Genomic DNA, 19167 nt, shown 5'->3' with positions numbered 1-19167 from the left:
AGAGAACCCTCGAATGTGACAGATCGATACCCCTGGGGGTATACAAGTGACGGACAGGAATACCCCCACCCGTATCAGGAGTGAAGATGTCAGCGACCAGAACAATCACCGCGGACCCACCCACCCGAGCCGACGGCATACTTGCTCGTCTCGGTCGATCGATGGCGACTCACACCCGCCTCGTCGTCGGCGTCTGGTTGATCGCGTTGATCGCACTCGGCGCCGCAGCACCCAGTGTCTTCACCTCCCTGGCCGGCGCGGGTTGGCAGGCAAACGGATCCGAATCCGTGCAAGTTCGCGAGTTGGCCGAGCAGCATTTCGGTGGAAATTCCTCCGCCGCAGTGCAGGTGGTCGTTCACTCGGATTCTCTACCCATCACGGATCCGTCGATGCAGCAAACCCTGGCCGCGGCAACGGAAATCTTTTCCGCGGACCCTCGCTTCGGCGAAGTGATCGCCCCGCAGCCCGGTATGTCCATCAGCCCGGACGGACATACCGGCATCATGGTCGCGGGCGCCAACGCGAGTACCGACGAGATGGTCAGCGCGGTAGACGAACTCGGCAAGAAGCTCACGGGCTTGTCCACCGACACCATCGAGGTGTACCCGACGGGTGCGTCGGCGTTGTGGAGCGATTTCAACAAGGCCAATCACGAAGCCATGATCAAAGCCGAAATGATGTCGTGGCCCGTCACTCTCGCGATCATGGTGTTGGCCTTCGGCTCCCTGGTTGCCGCGGGTCTACCACTACTGCTGACGCTTGCGGGCCTGGTCGCTTCGGCGGGCGGGCTTGTAATCCTCAACGAGATCACGCCGATTTCCGTGTGGGCCATGAACTTCGCGATGATGTTCGCTCTCGCGCTGGGCATCGACTACGCACTCTTCCTCGTCGCCAGGTTCCGGGATGCATTGCGAGCCGATCCGGATCCAAGGGCCGCCGTGGCTCAAACCATGGACACCGCCGGCAAGGCTGTGGTCCTTTCCGGCCTCACAGTTCTGGTCAGTTTGTCTGCGGTTCTCATCGTTCCAGCCCCGGCCGTACGCACGATGGCTGTCGGAATCATGCTCGCTGTGATCTTCGTTCTCGCCGCAACACTCACCCTGTTGCCTGCCGTGCTCGGCAGGATCGGCGCGAAGGTCAACGGCGGTTCTCTACCGTATGCAAAGCGCCAGCAGCACCGCTCCCCGATGTTCGCAGGTTGGGCATCATTGCTGCACAAGCACCCGTGGCCATTCGGCTTCGGCGCCTTACTCATCCTGATCGCACTCGTTGTTCCGGTCTTCGGACTGAAGGTGGCAATGCCCTCCATCGCCGTGGTTCCCGAGGACGCCCCGGTTCGCCAGGGCTATGAACTGGTGCAGCAGCAATTCGGGGACGGCGCCCCGGGGATGTTGCAGATCGTCACGTCCGCCGACGATGCAGCCGACACCTCACGTATTGCCATGAGCGTTGACGGCGTGGCCATGGTCACCCCAGCGCAACAAGCTGCCGACGGGTCCGATCTTGTTATGCTGCAAGCAGTTCCCACCGTCGACCCGTCAGATCCTGCGATGGAAACCATCCTTGCCGACCTTCGGTCGCAACTGCCGGAATCGGCGCTCGTCGGCGGCGCTCCGGCCGAAAATCTCGACCTTCAGCAGGCACTCGACGACTACCTTCCCATCGTCGTGGTCGTGATTCTGACGCTCGGATTCCTGTTGCTGCTGATCGCCCTCCAGGCGCCTTTGATCGCCTTGATCGGCACGCTGGTCAGCCTGCTGTCCACTGGGGCCGCATTCGGAATCGCGAAGCTGATCTTCCAGGACGGTCACGGAGCAGGCCTACTCGGCTTCACCCCCCAGGGTTTCCTCAACGGGTGGGGTCCGGTCTTCTTCTTCGCCATGATCTTTGCGATCGCGATGGACTACACCGTATTCCTGCTTTCGAGTGCCAAGGAGCACTACGAACGCACAGGCGACCCCGCGATCGCACACATCGACGGCCTCGCGCATTCGGGTCGGGTCATTGCGGCGGCAGCAGCGGTGATGGTTGCGGTCTTCTTCACTTTTGCGCTCGCAGATCCCTTGCCACCCAAGGAAATGGGCATCATTCTCGGCGTAGCTGTCCTCCTGGACGCAGTGCTCGTCCGCTTGGTGCTGCTGCCCGTTCTCCTACGCCTCACCGGCCGGGCAGCCTGGTGGGCGCCGGCATGGCTGCGTCGCGTCCTGCCGAACATCAGCTTCTCGCATGGCTGATCGTGTACCCGACATCACTGTCCTACTGATACCCCCAGGGGTATGATGGGGACAAGAGAAATCAAAGCCGGCGACAGTGACAGCCCACGACGAGGAGTGCGCAATGACAACACCCACAGAACCGATAGCGATCGCAACCAAGGTCACCGGAACCTTCGACGACGTCGTCACCCGCACGCGTGGCGCTCTCGCCGAGCAGGGCTTCGGCATCCTGACCGAGATCGACATGCAGGCAACACTCAAGGCGAAGCTGGACGAGGACATGGAAAAGTACCTGATCCTGGGTGCCTGTAACCCGCCGTTGGCCCATCGGGCAGTTTCGGTGGATCGTCAGATCGGCCTCCTGCTGCCGTGCAACGTCGTCGTCCGCGAAGATACGACTACCGAGAATTCGTTCTTCGTCGAAGCGATGAACCCTGCTCTCATGGTTCAGGTTTCCGGCGAACCCGGCCTCGAGTCCGTGGCAGCCGACGCAGCCGTCAAGTTGCGCGCGGCCGTCGACTCGCTGATCTGACACCGCAGTCGGATCAAACACTGAATCAAGCAGTGACATGCCCCCAGGGGTACCCTTGACCGCAGCACGAACACTCGAGAAGGGGCCACCATGACCGGCGACGAAGAGAGCATTGCGCTCGTATTGAACAGACTGCGTCGTGCCCACGGCCAACTTGCCGGGGTAATCTCGATGATCGAGAACGGCCGCGACTGCAAGGACGTCGTCACGCAACTCGCCGCCGTGTCCAAGGCGCTGGACCGAGCAGGGTTCAAGATCGTCGCTTCCGGGCTGCGTGAATGCCTGAGCGGTGACAGCGCGGAAGGTCAGGAACCGATGACCGAGGCCGAACTCGAGAAGCTGTTCCTGGCACTGGCCTGAAACATGAGAAGGGCCTGACCTGCAGTTAGCAGGTCAGGCCCTTTCTCGCGTGCGGAAAACTACTTCGCCAGGAAGTCGATCAGCACCTTGTTCACGGCCTCCGGACGCTCGAGGTAGCCGTAGTGCCCGGCGTCGGGAATCTCTTCGTACGACGCCGTCGCGATGCAGTCCGCCACCTCGCGGGAGAGGTAGGGCGGGATCATGCGGTCGTCGGCGAAAGCGACGGACAGGCACGGGCGCATGATCGACTTGTACGCACCCCGTCGATCGAAGGCGCGGTCCATACCGAGCTGTGCGCGAACACCCGGTGACGTTGCGCCGCCGGTGAACTCGAAGATATCCATCCAGTCGCGCGCCGAGTGATCGTCTGCCAGCGTGGCCGGCGAAAGGTTCATCACCGCGGTCACTGCGGCACGGTACTTGGCCGGTAGAGCGACGCCACTGTCGAACAACTGGCGCTCGCCCTCGGTCAGGACCTGCTGGAAATGATCCATCCGGGCGTGGCCGGCGAGGAACACTGCTTTGCGAACCAGATCGGGCCTGGCGAGCGTCAGTTCCTGCGCCACCCGGGCGCCCATCGAGGTGCCGATGACATGGGCCGGACCGCCACCGAGGTGCTCGATCAGTCCGGCGGTGTCTGCGACCATGTCGGGCATCGTGATGCCGCCGAGGCTCTCGCCGGACGGTGCGATTCCGCGGTTGTCGAACGTGCATACTCGGTAGCCGGCGGCCACCAGCGCCGGAGTCTGGTGCAGATCCCAGACGCGGCCGGGGCTGCCGGTCCCCATGATGAGCACCACCAGATCTCCATCACCCTTGACCTGGTAATTGATGGGGATTCCGTTGATTGTGGCGACCGTCATGTCAGCCTTCCTCCTCGTACGTGTGATCAACAATTTTGGTTGGATAGCCTAAGCTGATGGGCGGTCGTGTGACCGCAACCCCAGCCCATGCTCGTCCAGGAGGACCCCGTTGAGAGTCGCTACGCTCGGATACCAAACCTGGGGCCACCGTACCCTGCAGGCCTTGATCGACTCCGATCACGAGGTCGTGCTGGCAATCACACACCCGAAGAGCGAACACGTCTACGAACAGATGTGGGCGGACTCGGTTGCAGATCTGGCGGCCGAGAACGGTGTACCCGTTCACGTGGCGAACAAGCCTGACGACGCCTTCAAGGCCGCGCTGGCCGAAGCAGCTCCCGACATCATCGTCGCCAACAACTGGCGTACCTGGTTGCCGGCGGAGGTCTTCGACGCACCCAAGTACGGCACCCTCAACATCCACGATTCGCTGCTGCCCAAGTACACGGGCTTCTCCCCGCTCATCTGGGCTCTGATCAACGGCGAAGAAGAAGTCGGCCTTACGGCGCACCTGATGGACGAGGAACTCGATGCGGGCGACATCGTGCTGCAGCGATCGACGACGGTCGGCCCGACCGACACCGTCACCGATCTGTTCCACCGCACGATCGACATGATCGGCCCCATCACACTCGACGCCCTGGATCTGATCGCGTCCGGCCGTACCGACTGGACGCCGCAGGACCGATCGCAGGCCACGTTCTTCCACAAGCGTGCACCGCAGGACAGCCACGTCGACTGGTCCTGGCCCGCCGAGGTCATCGAACGTTTCGTCCGGGCACAGTCCGATCCGTACCCCAACGCTTTCGCCGAGTTCAAGGGCCAGCGCATCCGCATCCTGAAGGCGTCCGTCTCACGCGGGCACTACGGCGGAACCCCCGGCCGAGTGTTCATCCAGGAAGACGACGGCATGGTGATCGTCGCGGGCCCCGACGCGTGGTCGGGCAAGAACAAGGGACTGCGGATCGAGCGCGTCCGACTCGACGACGGCAGCGAGTACACCGCCGCCGAGTTCTTCCCCCACGGCGGCGGGTACCTCACCTGATCGCCGGATCAGACCCCCTCAGTACAAAACCCAGTACAAACCCCTCAGTCGCGACCTTCCCAGGCCGCCCACAGTTGTGCGTAACGCCCGCCCGCGGACACCAGTTCGCGGTGCGGGCCTTCTTCTACGATCTGTCCGTGTTCGAGCACGATCACTCGGTCGGCGCCCGCAGCCTGCGTAAGCCGGTGTGCGACAACCAGAGTGGTGCGGCCCTCCGTAGCGGCGTCGGCAGTCGCTTCCAGTTCCCGCGCTCCGGCGCTGCCCGCCTCCGCTGTTGCCTCGTCCAGTACGGCGACGGCGGGATCGGCCAACACCAGTCTCGCCAAAGCCAACTGCTGCGCCTGCGCCGCTGTCATCTCGTGTCCGCCTTCGCCGACGACGGTCAGCATTCCCTCGTCGAGATCCTCCACCCACTCGTACGCGCCGACCGTCCGCAGTGCCGCGGCAACGTCCTCGTCCGAGGATTCGGGAGCCGCCAATCTCAGATCCTCGATCAGGGGTCCGGCAAAGACATGGACCTCCTGACTCACGATCGCGATGTGGCGTCGTAGGTCGTCGAGGTCGGCAAGCGGGACACCGCCGATCGACACCCGGCCCGACGTCGGAGTGATCGAACCGGCAGCGATCGCCGCGAGCGTCGTCTTTCCGGCTCCGGTCGAACCGACGAGCGCCACGCGCTCCCCCGCTCGCAGTGTGAGGCTCACTCCGTGGAGAACCTCATGACCACCGTCGTAGCTGTGCCGAATGTCATCCAGACGCAGCGAACCGTCGGCCGGAACGGAACCTGCATCCGTCGAAGGCTCCGTTTCCTCGATCTCGACGACGCCGACCAGTCGCGCGAGGCTGGCGCCGGCCGACTGCACTTCGTCGAAGGTGTAGAGCAGCGAGCCGATCGGGTTGAACAGGCGGTGGAACAGCAGGGCAGCAGTCGTCGTCTGGCCGACTGTCACGACGTCCTCACGGACCAGCAGGAATCCGACGACGAGAATCATGGACAGGCCCACGAATTCGGCGCGGTTACCTCGACCGGCGAACCTCGTGAACAGGCCGAACACTCCGACTGCCAGATCGCGCGCTTTTGCCGACGCCGCATCGATCTGCCCGAGGTGTTCCTTCTCGAGGCTGTACGCGCGGACCGTCTTCGCACCCTGGAGACTGCTGATCAGCGCTTGTGAACGAGCGCCCATCGCTACCCGCTCGGCTGCGTAAACAGGAGCCGAGCGTGGCAGGTACCACTTGAGCGCCAGCGCGTACATCGGCAGCGCGACCATTCCGGCCAGACCGAGTCGCCAGTCGAGTCCGAGCATGGTCACCATGCTCAGAGCCACGAGCAGAACCGCCGCGATCATGCCGGGAACCACGTCGGACACGGCCTTGGCGATCACCGACACGTCGTCGCCGACACGCGAGAGCAGATCGCCCTTACCGACCTTCTCGACGGTCTGGATCGGCAGTCGCAGTGCCCGGTCCACGGTCCGCTCTCGCAGATCCGCCAGGATCGTCTCACCGAGCCGCTTGATCAGATAGGCAGCCACACCGGTGAACACACCGCCCACGATTGCGGCAGCGGCGATGATCACGACCACCCCGACGATCGTCGACGTGGGCGCGTTGTCCCGGACCCGGTCGACCAGGACGCCGAAGACGTAAATCGGCACCAAGGCCATCGCCGACGCCGAAGCCGCGACGATCAGGACCAGCAGGCTCTGCATCCGGTGTTCGGTCAGCGCCGCCCGCAACCACTTCCAGGTCTGGCGACCACTCGCGATCGGCAACAACTCGCGCTCTGTCACCTTCTCTGCGTTCTCCCCGGCCGGCATTTCGGTTGTCGTGTCCGTGGCCGTCACCGCAGCACCGCTCCTCGGTAGTTCGCGTCGCCGCGAGAGAGTTCGGAATGTGTGCCCGTCGAGGCGATCACTCCGTCGTTCAACACGATCACCCGATCCGTCACGGCCAGCAAGGCGGGGCTGCTGGTGATCAATACCGTCGTGTGGATGCCACCGGCACCCTCGTGCCGCAGTTGTGCGATTCCTTCGGCGATCGATGCCTCGGTAACCGCGTCCACCGCCGTCGTCGGATCGTGCAGGACCATCACGGGTGCCTGTGCCACCAAGGCGCGCGCGAGGGCGACGCGTTGCCGCTGGCCTCCCGACAAACTGGCGCCCCGATCGGTCACTTCGAGGTCGAGACCGTCCGGATGTGCGTCGACGACATCCGCCGCTGCCGACGCCACCAGAGCACTCTGGATGTCGAGAGCAGCGGCATCACCGGCGCCCGCGGTGACGTTCGACGCAAGCGACCCGGAGAACAGATCGGTGATGTGCGGCTCCACCAACACCGTCCGACGTGCCAATCGCAAGTCCATGTCGGACAGGCTGATTCCGCCAACCCTCACCACTCCGCGATACGCGTCCTGCGCCAGCTGACCGGACAGGACCGCGACAAGAGCGTCGGCGTCCTGCGGCTGGTAAGCCACGACGCCCAGCAGTTCTCCGGCAGGCAGATGCAGGTCGATGCCCTTGAGTGACTTGTACTCGACTCTGTCGAGAGTCAGGTCGGTGCCTTCGAGTTCGGTCTGCGAACCCGCGCCACGCAGTGGCTCCGCGTCCAAGACCAGTGCCAGTCGATCCGACGACGCTCGCGCCACCGCGAAGTATCCGGGAATGGACGCAAGCAATCCGAGCGGTTCGATGATGAACTGCGCAAGCCCCACCACGGTGATCAGTTCACCGACCGTGATCCGGCCCTGCAACGCGAAGTATCCCGCGAACCCCGCAACACCGACCGCGAGCAACGCACTGATGGTCGCGGCAACGCCGGTGTAGATACCGGTCGCCTTGGCCGTGCCGATCGTCGATGCGAGCGCTTGACGGCTGACCGTGCGGTAGCGCGCCGACGCGGTCTTCTCACCGCCGATACCGCGCAGCGGACGCAATCCGCTGACCAGATCCGTAGCCATCGCCGACGCCCGAGCGATCGACGCCTGCTGACCGGTGGCCCTCGACGTGATGAGAGGCGCCGCCAATTGCAGCAGACCGAGAATGACCGGCGTTCCGATCAGAACGGCCAGCCCCAGCCAGAGGTCGATCCACACCAACGCCACCGCCGACGCCACCGCAGCTGTCAGGGCCGCAGCGGCGCGCGGGACGATGTCCGCGATCCACGAAGTCTGCTCGGCATCGGATGTCGAGACTGTCAGCAATTCACCCGAACGCAGATCGGTGCGCACCCCACGCGGATCGAGGACGCGGTGCGCCACCTCGAGCCGGAGGCGATGAGCCTCCTGCTGCATCGCGGTGACGATGAAGCGTGCGCCGAAGCGCCACGCGGCCGTCAGAACGAGAAACAGAGCCGCGAGACCGACGATGGAGACGATCAGGGCCGTGGTGTCCGAAGTCTCCACCGCACGGTCGATGATCACACCGATGGAGATCGGCACCGCCGTCTCGGTCAGTTGGTGCAGACAGACCAGAACCGTGCCGATGGCGAGCGGGCCACGGTTACGGACGAGGACACGTCGCAAAATCGCAGCACCGCTGTGATTGCCACTATCCGGCTCGTCCGAGTCGACGGTCACACTCGAGGGGGTCGAACTCATGGAACTCCAAGCATCGATGGAAGCGATAAAGTTGAGTACAGAGATAAGTAAGTCGACCCTAATACATGAGCAACTAGCGTCGACACGCCCAGTTCTCATAGAGTCGCGAGTAAGAACCATTGCTTGCGCCGTGCAGGCAAGCACGAGAGGAACATGATGGCTGAGAACACGACCGTCGAAACCGAGATCGCGGACGAGGACCTCGAGCCCGTAGCGGACGAAACTGCTCGTCAGGCACAGCGCGTCGTCGCTGCCTACGCGGAAGATGCCGACGAGTGCAGGATGCTGCTCTCGATGCTCGGTATCTCCCCCGCCGCCAAGCTCGACTGAATCTTTCCCTCACCGACCGAGAAGGAACCACGTGCCTGTCAGTCCGGATTCGACCAGTTCAACCCATTCTGACAGCGCACCTGCTTCTTCGACCGGTGAAGCCGTGTCCGGGCAGGCTGAGTTCGTTGTCGTAGCGAACCGCCTGCCCGTCGACTTGGAACGGCTTCCCGACGGCACCACCCGCTGGAAGCGAAGCCCCGGCGGACTGGTCACCGCTCTCGAGCCGATCCTGCGCAGCAATCAAGGCGCGTGGGTGGGCTGGGCGGGGGTGGCGGACGCCGAGCTCGACCCCATCGTCGAAGACGGACTCGAGCTCTACCCCGTGCCGCTGAGCGCCGAGGAGATCAACGAGTACTACGAGGGATTCTCCAACGCCACCCTCTGGCCGCTCTATCACGACGTCATCGTCAAACCCGAGTACCACCGCGAATGGTGGAACGCCTACGTCGAGGTGAACCGGCGATTCGCCGAAGCCACCTCCAAGGCAGCGGCACAGGGCGCGACAGTCTGGATCCAGGACTACCAGCTGCAGTTGGTACCGAAGATGCTGCGGATGCTGCGCCCCGACCTGACCATCGGCTTCTTCCTGCACATTCCGTTTCCCCCGGTCGAGCTGTTCATGCAGATGCCGTGGCGCACCGAGATCGTCGAAGGCCTCCTCGGCGCCGACCTCATCGGCTTCCACCTTCCGGGTGGCGCACAGAACTTCCTGTACCTGGCCAGACGCCTTGCCGGGCAACAGACTTCACGTGGAACCGTCGGCGTCCGCTCCAAACTCGGTGTGGTGCAAGTAGGTTTCCGTAGCGTCCGCGTCGGCGCCTTCCCTATCTCCATCGACTCCGGCAAGCTCGACGAGCTCTCGCGCACCAAGGCAATTCGAGACCGCGCCAAGCAGATTCGCAAAGAACTCGGAAACCCCAAGCACATCATGCTGGGCGTCGACCGCCTCGACTACACCAAAGGCATCGACGTCAGGCTCGCTGCGCTCCACGAACTTCTCATGGAGAAGCGCATCGATCCCGCCGACACCGTCATGGTGCAGCTGGCGACCCCGAGCCGCGAACGCGTCGAAAGCTACGTACAGATGCGCGGAGACATCGAGCAGAAGGTCTCCCGGATCAACGGCGAGTTCAGCGAAGTCGGCCGCCCCGTCGTCCATTACATCCATCGGCCGATCCCACGCGACGAACTGGTCGCGTTCTTCGTCGCCGCCGATCTCATGCTCGTCACGCCGCTGCGTGACGGCATGAACCTCGTCGCGAAGGAATACGTCGCCTGCCGCAGTGATCTGGGTGGTGCATTGCTGCTCAGCGAATTCACCGGTGCCGCAGCAGAACTCCGCCAGGCATTCCTGTGCAATCCTCACGACCTCGACGACGTCAAGGATTCGATGGAGAAGGCCCTCAATCAACCGCGCGAGGACGGCCGGCGCCACATGCGTGCGCTACGTCGTCAGGTCCTGACGCACGACGTCGACCGCTGGGCGCGCTCGTTCCTCGACGCGCTCGCACACGGCGGTGCCGCAGGCCCGGCGCTGATCGCCCCGGCCGAAGCGCAAGACCACTGAGGACAGTGCACAAAGGCTGGGGCCGCGGAGAGTGAATCTCCGCGGCCCCAGCCTCTTTCGTACCCGGCTCCAGCCTTCGTGTGTTTGATCAGAAGGGTTGGACGTTGTTCACGAGCCAACGTCCATCCTGCTTCTCCAGACTCATCTTCACGCGACTGCCACTGGCAACGGCTTCGGGCGATTCCGAAGACGTGGTGATCTGATTGAGGAACAGCATCGTCGTCGCGCTGTCTGCCTCGGCGTCGAGAACCGCGGCGCCCTGGACGACGACCTGAACGGTCAGCGACTTTTCCTTGGCTCCCGGAATGATCACCGATTCGATCAGGTTGGTGAACGTGCCTTGAAAATCGCCCGTCAAACCGTCTGTGGCTGCATGCAACTGCTGGTCGACGTTGTTGTAGTCGTACTGGAACATCGCTACCGCCTGATCGGAAGAGGCCTGTGCCACTTCGTCTCTGGTCTGATCGATCGCTGCGGTGTCACGCGTTCCGTCCGGACCGAAGTAGAGATACGCCGACACTGCCGCCAACGCGATGGCCACTGCACTGATGACGCACAGGATGATGGCGAGCGGTGAGGCGCGCTTCGGCTTCGGCGAAACTTGCTTGGACGTCTCGGGGTTCACTTCTGGGGTCATGGCACAAACTCCACATTCGAGGCAAGCAACTGCCCGTCGACGTCGCACATGGTGATTCGGAGTCGGTAGTTGCGTTCAGCGGGCGCTTCGTCGCCGTTCTTCTGCATCGCGCGTACCGCGACAAGAGAAGTCCCGCAATCACCGTCCGACTTCTCGAACCCGGCTTCGAGCACCTCGCCGTCGGTTTGAACTCCGGCCTGCCCGAGGACGTTGACGAACGAATCCTTGCGTCCGTCGAACTGCGACTTGAACTCGTCGGTGGTGCCGGCGAGGAACTTGTCGAGGTCGGCAGCCGCTGTATCCGCGTGCAGTGTCGTCAGATTCAGTGCGGTGGTCCGGGCACCGGCCACGTAGCGGGCTCGGTCCTCGTCGGCATTGGACGCCTTGTTCCGGTCGACGAGGAGAATCACCGTCAGGGCCGCAAGAGCAACAGCGATCACCGAAGCAATGGCGATCCCGACTACCAACCCGGCCTTGGGCTTCGAACGAAAAGGGGTGTCCACAGCAGTTTCTGCGGGGGTTTCGGCGGTACCGGTCGGCTCAGCCTCGGTCGTGACCTGATCACCGCTGGCGACCTTCTCAGGTGGAGTATCGGGCTTGCCCAAAGCAACTGGCGCCGCCGCCTTCTGCTCAGCTGGCTTCTGCTCGGCCGGCTTCTGCTCGGCCGCCTTCTGCTCGGCTGGCTTCTGTTCGGCCGACTTCTTTTCGGTGGGCACTACTACCGCGGCAGCGTCTGCATCCGCACCCGTGGGTCCGGCGCTGCGGGACGCGCGACGGCGCACCCGCTGCCCGGCCTGTGGATCTTCGTCTGTCATCAACCCTGCTGACCCTTCATGAACTGTTCGAGACTGACGTCGCCGCCACCGAGGTTCGGTTGCGAGTACGTCCTTCCGTCCGGCCCGATGTACGTGCCTGTAATCGGATCGTACCGACGAGCCGAGACCGAAGGCGTCGACGTGTACGAGCTCGGGGTCGCGGTAATCGGTTCCGGAGGCCCGGATTGCGGGTTCGTGCCCATCGGTACGTAGCCGGAACGGCACTGTTCGACCGTCGGCGCACGACGTCCCGGATACTCCTCGCAGGGAAGGTTTCTCGCGCCGCGCACGGCGATCGGCGAATCCTGGGCAACCTGGCAGAAGAGATCCGACGGCGTCTCGATCGGTGATTCGTCCTTCGGACTGCGCCACTGCTCTGCGGGCAGGAATCCTGTAGTGCACGGCGGCGGGTCGTTGACCTCCATGTGGAAGTCCACCAGTGCACCATCCGCAGCCGGGCCGGAGCCTGCCACCGTGACCAGCGCCGCGGCCAGCGGCGGGTAGATGACCAGAATCTGCTCGATCGCGTTGTTGTAGATCACGCCGACCTGTCCGACGGACACGAGGTTCGCCAGAAGAATCGGCAATGTCGGCTGCATGTCTTGCAGAAGAGCATTCGCCTCCGCCGCTGCCGCCGGCCCCTTCTGGATGACGGCACGCAGATCAGGGTCGCTGGCTCGGAGCTGATCGGTGAACGTCACCAGATTGCTTGTCCAGGAACGGATGGCGTCGCTGCTGACCACCTGGGTGTCCAGGAGTGGACCGGCCTGCTCGATCAGGGTCTTGGTCGCGTCGGAGTTGTTGTTCGCCTCCTCGACGAACAGCCGAGCCGAGTCGATCAGCTTCTGCAGATCCGGGCCGGCACCGTTGAACGCCTTGAAGGATTCGTCGATGACAGTCTTGAGCTTGGTGTCGGAAATGCTCTGCAGCAACACATCTGCCTGATCGAGCATCGCGCCGACATCCTGCGGAATGCTGGTTCGGTCTTCGGGAATCACCGATCCGTTTTCCAGATGCCCGTCGACCACGATCGCTCCGGAGCTGTCGGTGTGCGGAATCAGATCGACGAACTGCTCGCCGATCGCCGACACACTCTTGACCGCAGCGTCGACGTCCGAGGGCACCTTGACGCCGCTCTCGAGAGACAGACGCGCATTCACGCCCGTTTCCGACAACTCCACCGCGTTCACGACGCCGATGGTCTGACCGCGGTAGGTGACGTTCGAGTTCTTGTACAGCCCACCGGTGGCGGGCAATTCGACAGTGACGTCGTAACGGCCGATACCGACCATCGCCGGAACACGCACGTACTGAGTGGCCATCACGATCAAACCGACAACCGTCAAGACGGCGAAGATGGTGAGCTGGATACGGACGAACTTTGTGAGCATCATGGTGCCGGTGCCCCCTGAGGAAGTCCTGGAATGTTGATCGGCGGAAGTCCCGGAATCTGAATGGTATTCGGATCCGCTGCCGGGGCCTGCGCAGCGGGAGCCTGTCCGGCGGGAGCTTGTGCCGGCGGTGCGGCAGGCTTGAGCGGATCGCTCAACGGGTTGCCTGTCTGTCCGGCGAGCCCCGCCTGCTTACCCAACACGCCTTCTGGTCCGGAGAGTGTTCCGGCCAACGGAGTTCCGGTGAGGAAGTTCGCGTCGAGTCGGGGCAGCGAGATGTCGATGGTCATCGCCAGGTTGGCATAGTCACCGCGGATGACGTTGTCGATTCCGTTCTGTGGGAACGGGAACGTCAAGAGGACTCCGAGAACCTGAGTGAGAGCGTTACCCGAATCCGCCAAGGCCTTCAGAGTCGGCGAAAGAGCCCGAACATTGGTCGCGAAATCGTCGCCGCTCTCCTGGATGACGCGACTGGCCACCTCGCTGAGACCACCGAGGGAGGTCAACGCGTTGGTGATGTCCTGACGCTGAGCGACAAGAACCTCGAGTGCCGGCGGAATACCTTCGAGCGCTTTGTTCAGGGTGTCGTGCTGGGCCTGGACCGTCGAGGACAGTCGATCGAGTCCCTCCATCGCCGAAACGATGTCGCCCCGTTGCTTGTCCAGACTGCCGACCAGCTGATCGAGCTGAGGCAGGAGGTCGCGAACCGAATCTTCACGCCCACCGAGAGCGGCGTTGAGTTCCTTCGTGATGTCCTGAACCTGAGCGAGACCGCCGCCGTTCAGTACCACCGACAGCGACGACAGCGTCTGTTCCGTCGTCGGGTAAGCGCCCGCCCGCTCGATCGGAATCAGGTCACCGGCTTCGAGTCGGCCCTCGGGCTCCTCCCCTACCGGCGGCGCCAACTCGATGTGCTGAGAGCCGAGCAAGCTGGTCTGACCGATTTTTGCCGTCGCGTTGGCCGGCAACTGAACCTCGGGATTCAGCGACACCGTCACCAGAGCGTGCCAGCCTTGAACCTCGATGTTCGAAACGCTTCCCACTGCCACGTCATCCACCCGGACGGGCGAATTCTGCGACAGCGTAGTCACGTTCGGCATCTCGATCTGAACCTCGTATGCGCCTTCGCCCCGGCCTTGAGTGCCTGGCATCGGCACCGAGTTGAGACCGTTCCATTCACAACCGCTGGCGCCGAGAGCCACTGCCGTGGCCAACACCGCAACCGTGGTCTTGCGAGCTACCCGCATCAGTTCCCTCCGCCCATGTTGAAGAGTTCGGCGAGATCCTTGGGAACACTCGTCATGGGAGCACCTGACATCGGTCCTGCGACGGTTTCCGGCTGATTCTGACTTGCCGCTTCCAATCCCGGCTCGGTGTAGACGATCTGATCCGGGAAAGCCTGCACGCCCGCGACCGGGTTGAACAGGAATCCGGGGTAGTTGCCGATCATCGTGCTGAGCACCGGCCCGAGGTACTGCTTACACAGGTCGGCACTGTTCTGGGAGTTACCACTCTCGATACCTTCGATGGAACCACAGATCCACTGGATCGGATTCTTGAAGTTACTCAGTGCAATTGCGCCGGTCATACTGCCCTGAGCCGGCTTGTAGATCTGATAGAAGTTGGCAAGCGACGTCGGTCCGGAGTGCAGAACCTGCTCGATCTCCGGGCGCTTGTCAGTCAGTACCTGAGTGGCATCGGCGAGACGCGCAACCGATTCGCTCAGTCCCTCGCTGTTGTCCTTGACGAACCGCTGGACGTCGCCGACGGCCAGGTCGAGATCACTGAGGGCGGTACCCAACTCGTCGGAGCTGCTTGCGAGAACGCTTGTCACCGAAGCGAGGTGACCGCTGAACTGCACGATCTGCTCGTTACTCGAGGACAACGCAGTGACAAATGCCTGCAGGTTCCGAATGGTGGAGAACAAATCGGTCCGGCCTTCGGACAGCGTGTGCATCGTGGCCGAGAGTTCGCGCAGCGTCGACCGAATCGACTCACCGTTACCGTCGAGGTTCGTTCCCACGGTGTCGATGAATCGACCGAGGGAACCCTGATCGTCCAGACCCTCCGGTCCGAGTGCGTCCGACAGTTTGGTCAGTTCGGTCTTGATCTCGTCCCACTCCACCGGAACGGCGGTGCGCTCGATCGGGATCTCGCCGCCGTTGGGCATCTGTTCCCCGCCGGAGTACACGGGGGTCAATTGCACGAAGCGTGCGGACACGAGGCTTTGAGCAACGATGAGCGCCTTGGCATCTGCCGGAACGTCGACGCTCGAATCGATCTTCATCTCGACGTAGGTGTCCCGATCACGCGGTTCGATCTTGGTCACCTTGCCGACGTTGACACCGAGCACTCGCACGACGTCGCCCTCGTAGAGACCGGTGGTCGAGACGAAGTGCGCGGAGATCTTGGTCTTGCCCAGGCCTGGGATGAAGAGGTAGGCCGCACCGGCGACGAGCAGCGCGACCAGCACACCCGCTCCGATCAGCACCCACTTCTTGCGTGGGTTGGTGGAGCCCTGTGGATCCTGTGAAGTCATGGTCTCGGTCATTCTCCCGGCCCCCTGATCGTCGGTGGAATACCGGGGAAGAAGTCTTCCAGGTCGCCCGGAACCTGCTCGGGCGCGACGCTGGTGTCCACCAGGGTCTTCCACCAGTTGCTCGGCAGAATGTTGATGATGAAGGCGTCGAAGAACGGGCCGCTGGCCACGGTCTCACCGAGCGCGGTGATGTACGGTCCGAGTCCGTCGAGCGCTCCCGCGATGTTGTCCTTGTTCTGCTGGAGAACCTCGGCGACCGAATTCAGCTTCTCGAGGGTCGGCCCCATCTGAGCCTCGTTCTCCTGCACCAGCGCTGACAGTTGACGTGAGACTGCGCCGGTGTTGACGATCAGTTCGCTGATCGCGTCACGCCGCAAGCTCAGTTCGGCAAACAACTTGTTGCCGTCGACCAGCAACGAATCGATCTGACCGCTTCTGTCGGAAAGGATCTTGGTGACATCTTCGGCCCGCGAGAGCAATTGGAGCAGGCTCTCGTCGCGTGAGTTGATGCTCTGCGAAAGCCGCGTCATTCCGTCCAATGCGGTGCGAAGTTCTGGCGGAGTATCGGCCAGGGTGTCCGAGATCGCGTTGAGCGAATCGTTGATCTGTTCCGTGTCGAGTTCGGACACCGTTGTCCCGAGGTCACCCAGAGCGTCGTTGAGCGAGTACGGGGAGTTGGTGCGCTCGATAGGAATCGGCGTGTCCGTCCGCAGCAGTCCGGATCCTTCCGGCCGTACCGCCAACGACTTTCGCCCGAGAACCGTGTTGGTCTTGATGTCGGCCGCTGTCTGCTCGCCCAGGGCGACACCGTCCTGAACGGTGAAGGTGACCAACACCTTCTGGTCGTCGAGTTCGACGTCGCTGACCTTGCCGACCTTCACGCCGGCCATGGTCACGTCGTCGCCGGTGACCAGGCCGCCGGCATCTTGGAAGTACGCCGAGTAGCGAATGCCACCGTTGATGAACTGGAGTTGATCGTATTGAAGCGCGGCACCGACGGTTGCCACCGCCAGGACGAGACCGATGACACCGATCTGTACCGGATTACGTTCACGGGTTGGGGTCATGAGACTTTTGCGCACCTTCCCGTGTCCTGAACTGCCGTGGGCAAGATGATCGTCGTCCCGTCGGGTCCGGAGAACTTGAAAGTGTTGGCGCACAGATAGAACTGGAAGAATGCTCCGTACGTGCCCACTCGGATCAGCTTCCGGTAGTCGGACGGCAGACGATCGAGAGCGGTGTTGATGTCGTCCTTGCCCAGGTCCAGCTGCGTCATCGTTCGGTTGGTCTCCCCGATCAGCGTCTGGATGTCCGGACGTGTCGCCTGCAGCAACGACGCGAGATCTCCCGTGGCACCGGCGATCTCGGTGATCGAATTACCGATCGGGCCACTGTCCTTCGCCAATCCACTGACCAACTGCTGGAGCTGATCGATCGTGGTGGAGAACTGATCGCCCTTGTCGTTGATGGTGCCGAGTACGTCGTTGAGATTGGTGATGACGTCCCCGATCAGCTGGTCTCGGTCCGCCAAGGTGCTGGTGAACGAACTGGTGTTTCCCAGCAACGAAACCAGCGTTCCGCCCTGGCCCTGGAGTACCTGCAGCAGGGCCCCGGAGAGGTCGTTGACCTGCTGCGGGTCGAGCGAACGAAGCAGCGGCTTGAATCCGCCGAGCAGCAGATCCAGATCGAGAGCGGGCGACGTCTGATCGACCGGAATGGATCCTCCCGACGGAAGCGTCTCGGTGGAACCGGCGCCCTCGAGCAGTTCCATGTAGCGATCGCCCACCAGGTTCTCGTAGCGCACAGTCGCTTTGGTGCTCTTCATCAGCGAGTACTTGCTGTCGACGTCGAACTCGACCTCGGCCTGGTTGGAGTCACCGATGGACACTCCGGTGACCGACCCGACCGGAACACCGGCGATGCGGACCTTGTCGCCGGACTTGAGTCCCGAGACGTCCGAGAAGGTGGCGTGAAATCCGTTGCTGCTGCTGAAGCGCACCTGACTGAAGACGATCGCCAGTCCGGCGAAGATGACCGCCATGACGACGGTGAAAATCAGCAGCTTGACCGTGGTCGGTCTCATCACTTCCCGTCTTCCTGCTCGTAGGAGTCACCGAAGAGATACTGGAAAATGGTCGGCACGGTAACGCGCAGTTCGGTGTTGGGAACGAAGGGCACGTTGCCGGTGTTGGTGACTGCGAACGGTGCATGCCCGTCGACCTTCGGATCGAATTCGGGCAGACCATAACAATTGGGTCCGCCGGAGGCCGCGACCTTGGGGAGAGATTGCGGATTCTGGTACGCCTCGGCGCCGTACATGAAGCTCGCACTCAGCATCAGTGCCGCTTTGTCACCGGTGCCTGCCAGTGGCTCGAACTTGATCCGGCCGTCGTTCAACCCGACGATGAAGCACGTCAGACCCGACGAGTACTTGTCGAGCAGGGTCGTCGTCGCGGTCAGAGTGTCGAGGGCGGTGGTCAGGTTCTGCTCGTTGTCGGTCAACAACGCGTTGCCGGTGTCCGCGAGGCCGGTGACGTTGAGCAACAGCAAGTCGAGGTTTGCCTGCTCGGCCACGATCGATCCGCTTGTCGCGGTGGCATTGTCGAGAATGCGCATCAGATCCGGTGCCACGTCGGCGTACAGATTGGTGACATCGGCGGCGCCGACCAAGTCTTCCTGGAGCTGCGGCAGAACCGGATTCATCTTCTTCAGATAGGTGTCACCGAGCTCGAGAACCTCACCCAGCGACTCGCCGCGCCCGTTGAGTGCGGTGGAGATCGCGCCGAGTGTGGCGTTGAGCTTTTCCGGTTCGATCTTCGCGAGTACGTCCGAAAGATGTTCGAAGACACTGTTGAACTCGACGGTGACGCTGTCCGAAGCGATGACAGCACCCTCCTGGATCGGCTGGGTCGACGGATCGTCGGGGATCACGATGTTGACGTACTTCGCACCGAACACCGTGGTGGTCTTGATCTCCACCCGGGCATTCGACGGAATCTTCGACATCTGGCCCGGGTCCATCGCCAACTTCAGGTTTGCCTGGTCCCCGTCGAGGGAGATCGATTCGACGCGGCCGACCTGCACTCCGCGCAACTTCACCTTGGCATTGGGTTCCATGACGAGGCCGGCACGCGTGGACGTCACGGTGATGGGCGTGCTCTTGGTGAACCCACCCGAGAACATGGTGAGAGCAACGGCGACGATCGCCACGAGTCCGAGGACCAGGCCGGCTGCGGCCAACTTCTTGTGCCATCTGGGTACGGTCATCGCTTGC

The 19167-nt window shown here is 62.9% G+C and carries 17 protein-coding genes; 6 read left to right on the top strand and 11 right to left on the bottom strand.

Features of this window, described 5'->3' with window-relative positions; genetic code table 11:
• Positions 1–86: 86 nt before the first annotated feature.
• The 3 genes from RHP72_RS04885 (at position 87) to RHP72_RS04875 (ending at position 3108) form a co-directional block, all read left to right on the top strand.
• Positions 87–2234 (top strand): MMPL family transporter, encoded by a 2148-nt coding sequence (locus RHP72_RS04885; protein ID WP_311094401.1) that lies wholly within the window; start codon positions 87–89, stop codon positions 2232–2234.
• Between the two features lie 103 nt (positions 2235–2337).
• Positions 2338–2748, top strand: coding sequence for a DUF302 domain-containing protein (locus RHP72_RS04880; protein ID WP_003945447.1), 411 nt, complete (start codon positions 2338–2340; stop codon positions 2746–2748).
• A gap of 90 nt (positions 2749–2838) precedes the next feature.
• Entirely contained in the window at positions 2839–3108 is a 270-nt protein-coding gene (locus tag RHP72_RS04875; protein ID WP_007734349.1) for a metal-sensitive transcriptional regulator, read from the top strand.
• A 59-nt stretch (positions 3109–3167) separates the two neighbouring features.
• Here RHP72_RS04875 and RHP72_RS04870 read toward each other — a convergent pair whose 3' ends face one another.
• Positions 3168–3971 carry an alpha/beta fold hydrolase gene (locus RHP72_RS04870; RefSeq protein ID WP_003945829.1) on the bottom strand — a complete coding sequence of 268 codons (804 nt, stop codon included), beginning with the start codon at positions 3969–3971 and terminating at the stop codon, positions 3168–3170.
• Between the two features lie 109 nt (positions 3972–4080).
• Between RHP72_RS04870 and RHP72_RS04865 the strand changes: the two genes are divergently transcribed.
• Complete coding sequence (locus RHP72_RS04865) at positions 4081–5016, top strand: methionyl-tRNA formyltransferase (RefSeq protein WP_007734348.1); 936 nt, start codon at positions 4081–4083, stop codon at positions 5014–5016.
• 44 nt (positions 5017–5060) lie between these two features.
• On the opposite strand, the gene RHP72_RS04860 is transcribed toward RHP72_RS04865, so the two are convergent.
• Together RHP72_RS04860 and RHP72_RS04855 are read right to left on the bottom strand one after the other, a co-directional pair.
• Positions 5061–6836, bottom strand: coding sequence for an ABC transporter ATP-binding protein (locus tag RHP72_RS04860; RefSeq protein WP_311094844.1), 1776 nt, complete (start codon positions 6834–6836; stop codon positions 5061–5063).
• A gap of 23 nt (positions 6837–6859) precedes the next feature.
• Complete coding sequence (locus RHP72_RS04855) at positions 6860–8614, bottom strand: ABC transporter ATP-binding protein (RefSeq protein ID WP_082239007.1); 1755 nt, start codon at positions 8612–8614, stop codon at positions 6860–6862.
• A gap of 156 nt (positions 8615–8770) precedes the next feature.
• On the opposite strand from RHP72_RS04855, the gene RHP72_RS04850 reads away from it, so the two are divergent.
• Complete coding sequence (locus RHP72_RS04850) at positions 8771–8944, top strand: hypothetical protein (protein ID WP_164490548.1); 174 nt, start codon at positions 8771–8773, stop codon at positions 8942–8944.
• 103 nt (positions 8945–9047) lie between these two features.
• Positions 9048–10511, top strand: a complete 1464-nt coding sequence (locus RHP72_RS04845) for a trehalose-6-phosphate synthase (protein ID WP_085989962.1) — start codon at positions 9048–9050, stop codon at positions 10509–10511.
• 88 nt (positions 10512–10599) lie between these two features.
• Here the strand turns inward: RHP72_RS04845 and RHP72_RS04840 are convergent, their stop codons facing one another.
• The 8 genes from RHP72_RS04840 to RHP72_RS04805 are packed head-to-tail and all read right to left on the bottom strand — an operon-like array spanning position 10600 to position 19160.
• Positions 10600–11148: a hypothetical protein gene (locus RHP72_RS04840; RefSeq protein ID WP_007734345.1), complete on the bottom strand. Its 549-nt coding sequence runs from the start codon at positions 11146–11148 to the stop codon at positions 10600–10602.
• Positions 11145–11963 (bottom strand): hypothetical protein, encoded by an 819-nt coding sequence (locus tag RHP72_RS04835; protein WP_311094400.1) that lies wholly within the window; start codon positions 11961–11963, stop codon positions 11145–11147. Before RHP72_RS04835 ends, RHP72_RS04840 begins: the two co-directional genes overlap by 4 nt.
• Positions 11963–13357, bottom strand: a complete 1395-nt coding sequence (locus tag RHP72_RS04830) for an MCE family protein (RefSeq protein ID WP_065351964.1) — start codon at positions 13355–13357, stop codon at positions 11963–11965. The genes RHP72_RS04835 and RHP72_RS04830 overlap by 1 nt, the downstream gene beginning before the upstream one ends.
• Positions 13354–14601, bottom strand: a complete 1248-nt coding sequence (locus RHP72_RS04825) for an MCE family protein (protein WP_020968506.1) — start codon at positions 14599–14601, stop codon at positions 13354–13356. Before RHP72_RS04825 ends, RHP72_RS04830 begins: the two co-directional genes overlap by 4 nt.
• A complete protein-coding gene (locus tag RHP72_RS04820; RefSeq protein ID WP_007734341.1) occupies positions 14601–15905 on the bottom strand; it encodes an MCE family protein in 1305 nt (434 codons plus the stop codon). The genes RHP72_RS04825 and RHP72_RS04820 overlap by 1 nt, the downstream gene beginning before the upstream one ends.
• Positions 15902–16960 (bottom strand): MCE family protein, encoded by a 1059-nt coding sequence (locus RHP72_RS04815; RefSeq protein WP_054781758.1) that lies wholly within the window; start codon positions 16958–16960, stop codon positions 15902–15904. Before RHP72_RS04815 ends, RHP72_RS04820 begins: the two co-directional genes overlap by 4 nt.
• Positions 16957–17976 carry an MCE family protein gene (locus tag RHP72_RS04810; RefSeq protein WP_311094843.1) on the bottom strand — a complete coding sequence of 340 codons (1020 nt, stop codon included), beginning with the start codon at positions 17974–17976 and terminating at the stop codon, positions 16957–16959. Before RHP72_RS04810 ends, RHP72_RS04815 begins: the two co-directional genes overlap by 4 nt.
• The gene (locus RHP72_RS04805; protein WP_042449518.1) at positions 17976–19160 is read right to left on the bottom strand and encodes an MCE family protein; all 1185 of its coding nucleotides are present in this window, start codon (positions 19158–19160) and stop codon (positions 17976–17978) included. The genes RHP72_RS04810 and RHP72_RS04805 overlap by 1 nt, the downstream gene beginning before the upstream one ends.
• Between the last annotated feature and the right edge of the window lie 7 nt (positions 19161–19167).

The sequence above is a fragment of the Rhodococcus sp. SG20037 genome (assembly GCF_031763325.1).
Lineage (GTDB): Bacteria > Actinomycetota > Actinomycetes > Mycobacteriales > Mycobacteriaceae > Rhodococcus_F > Rhodococcus_F qingshengii.
The sequence above is the reverse complement of the archived record's forward strand: the minus strand, read 5'-3'. Positions and strand labels throughout refer to the sequence as shown.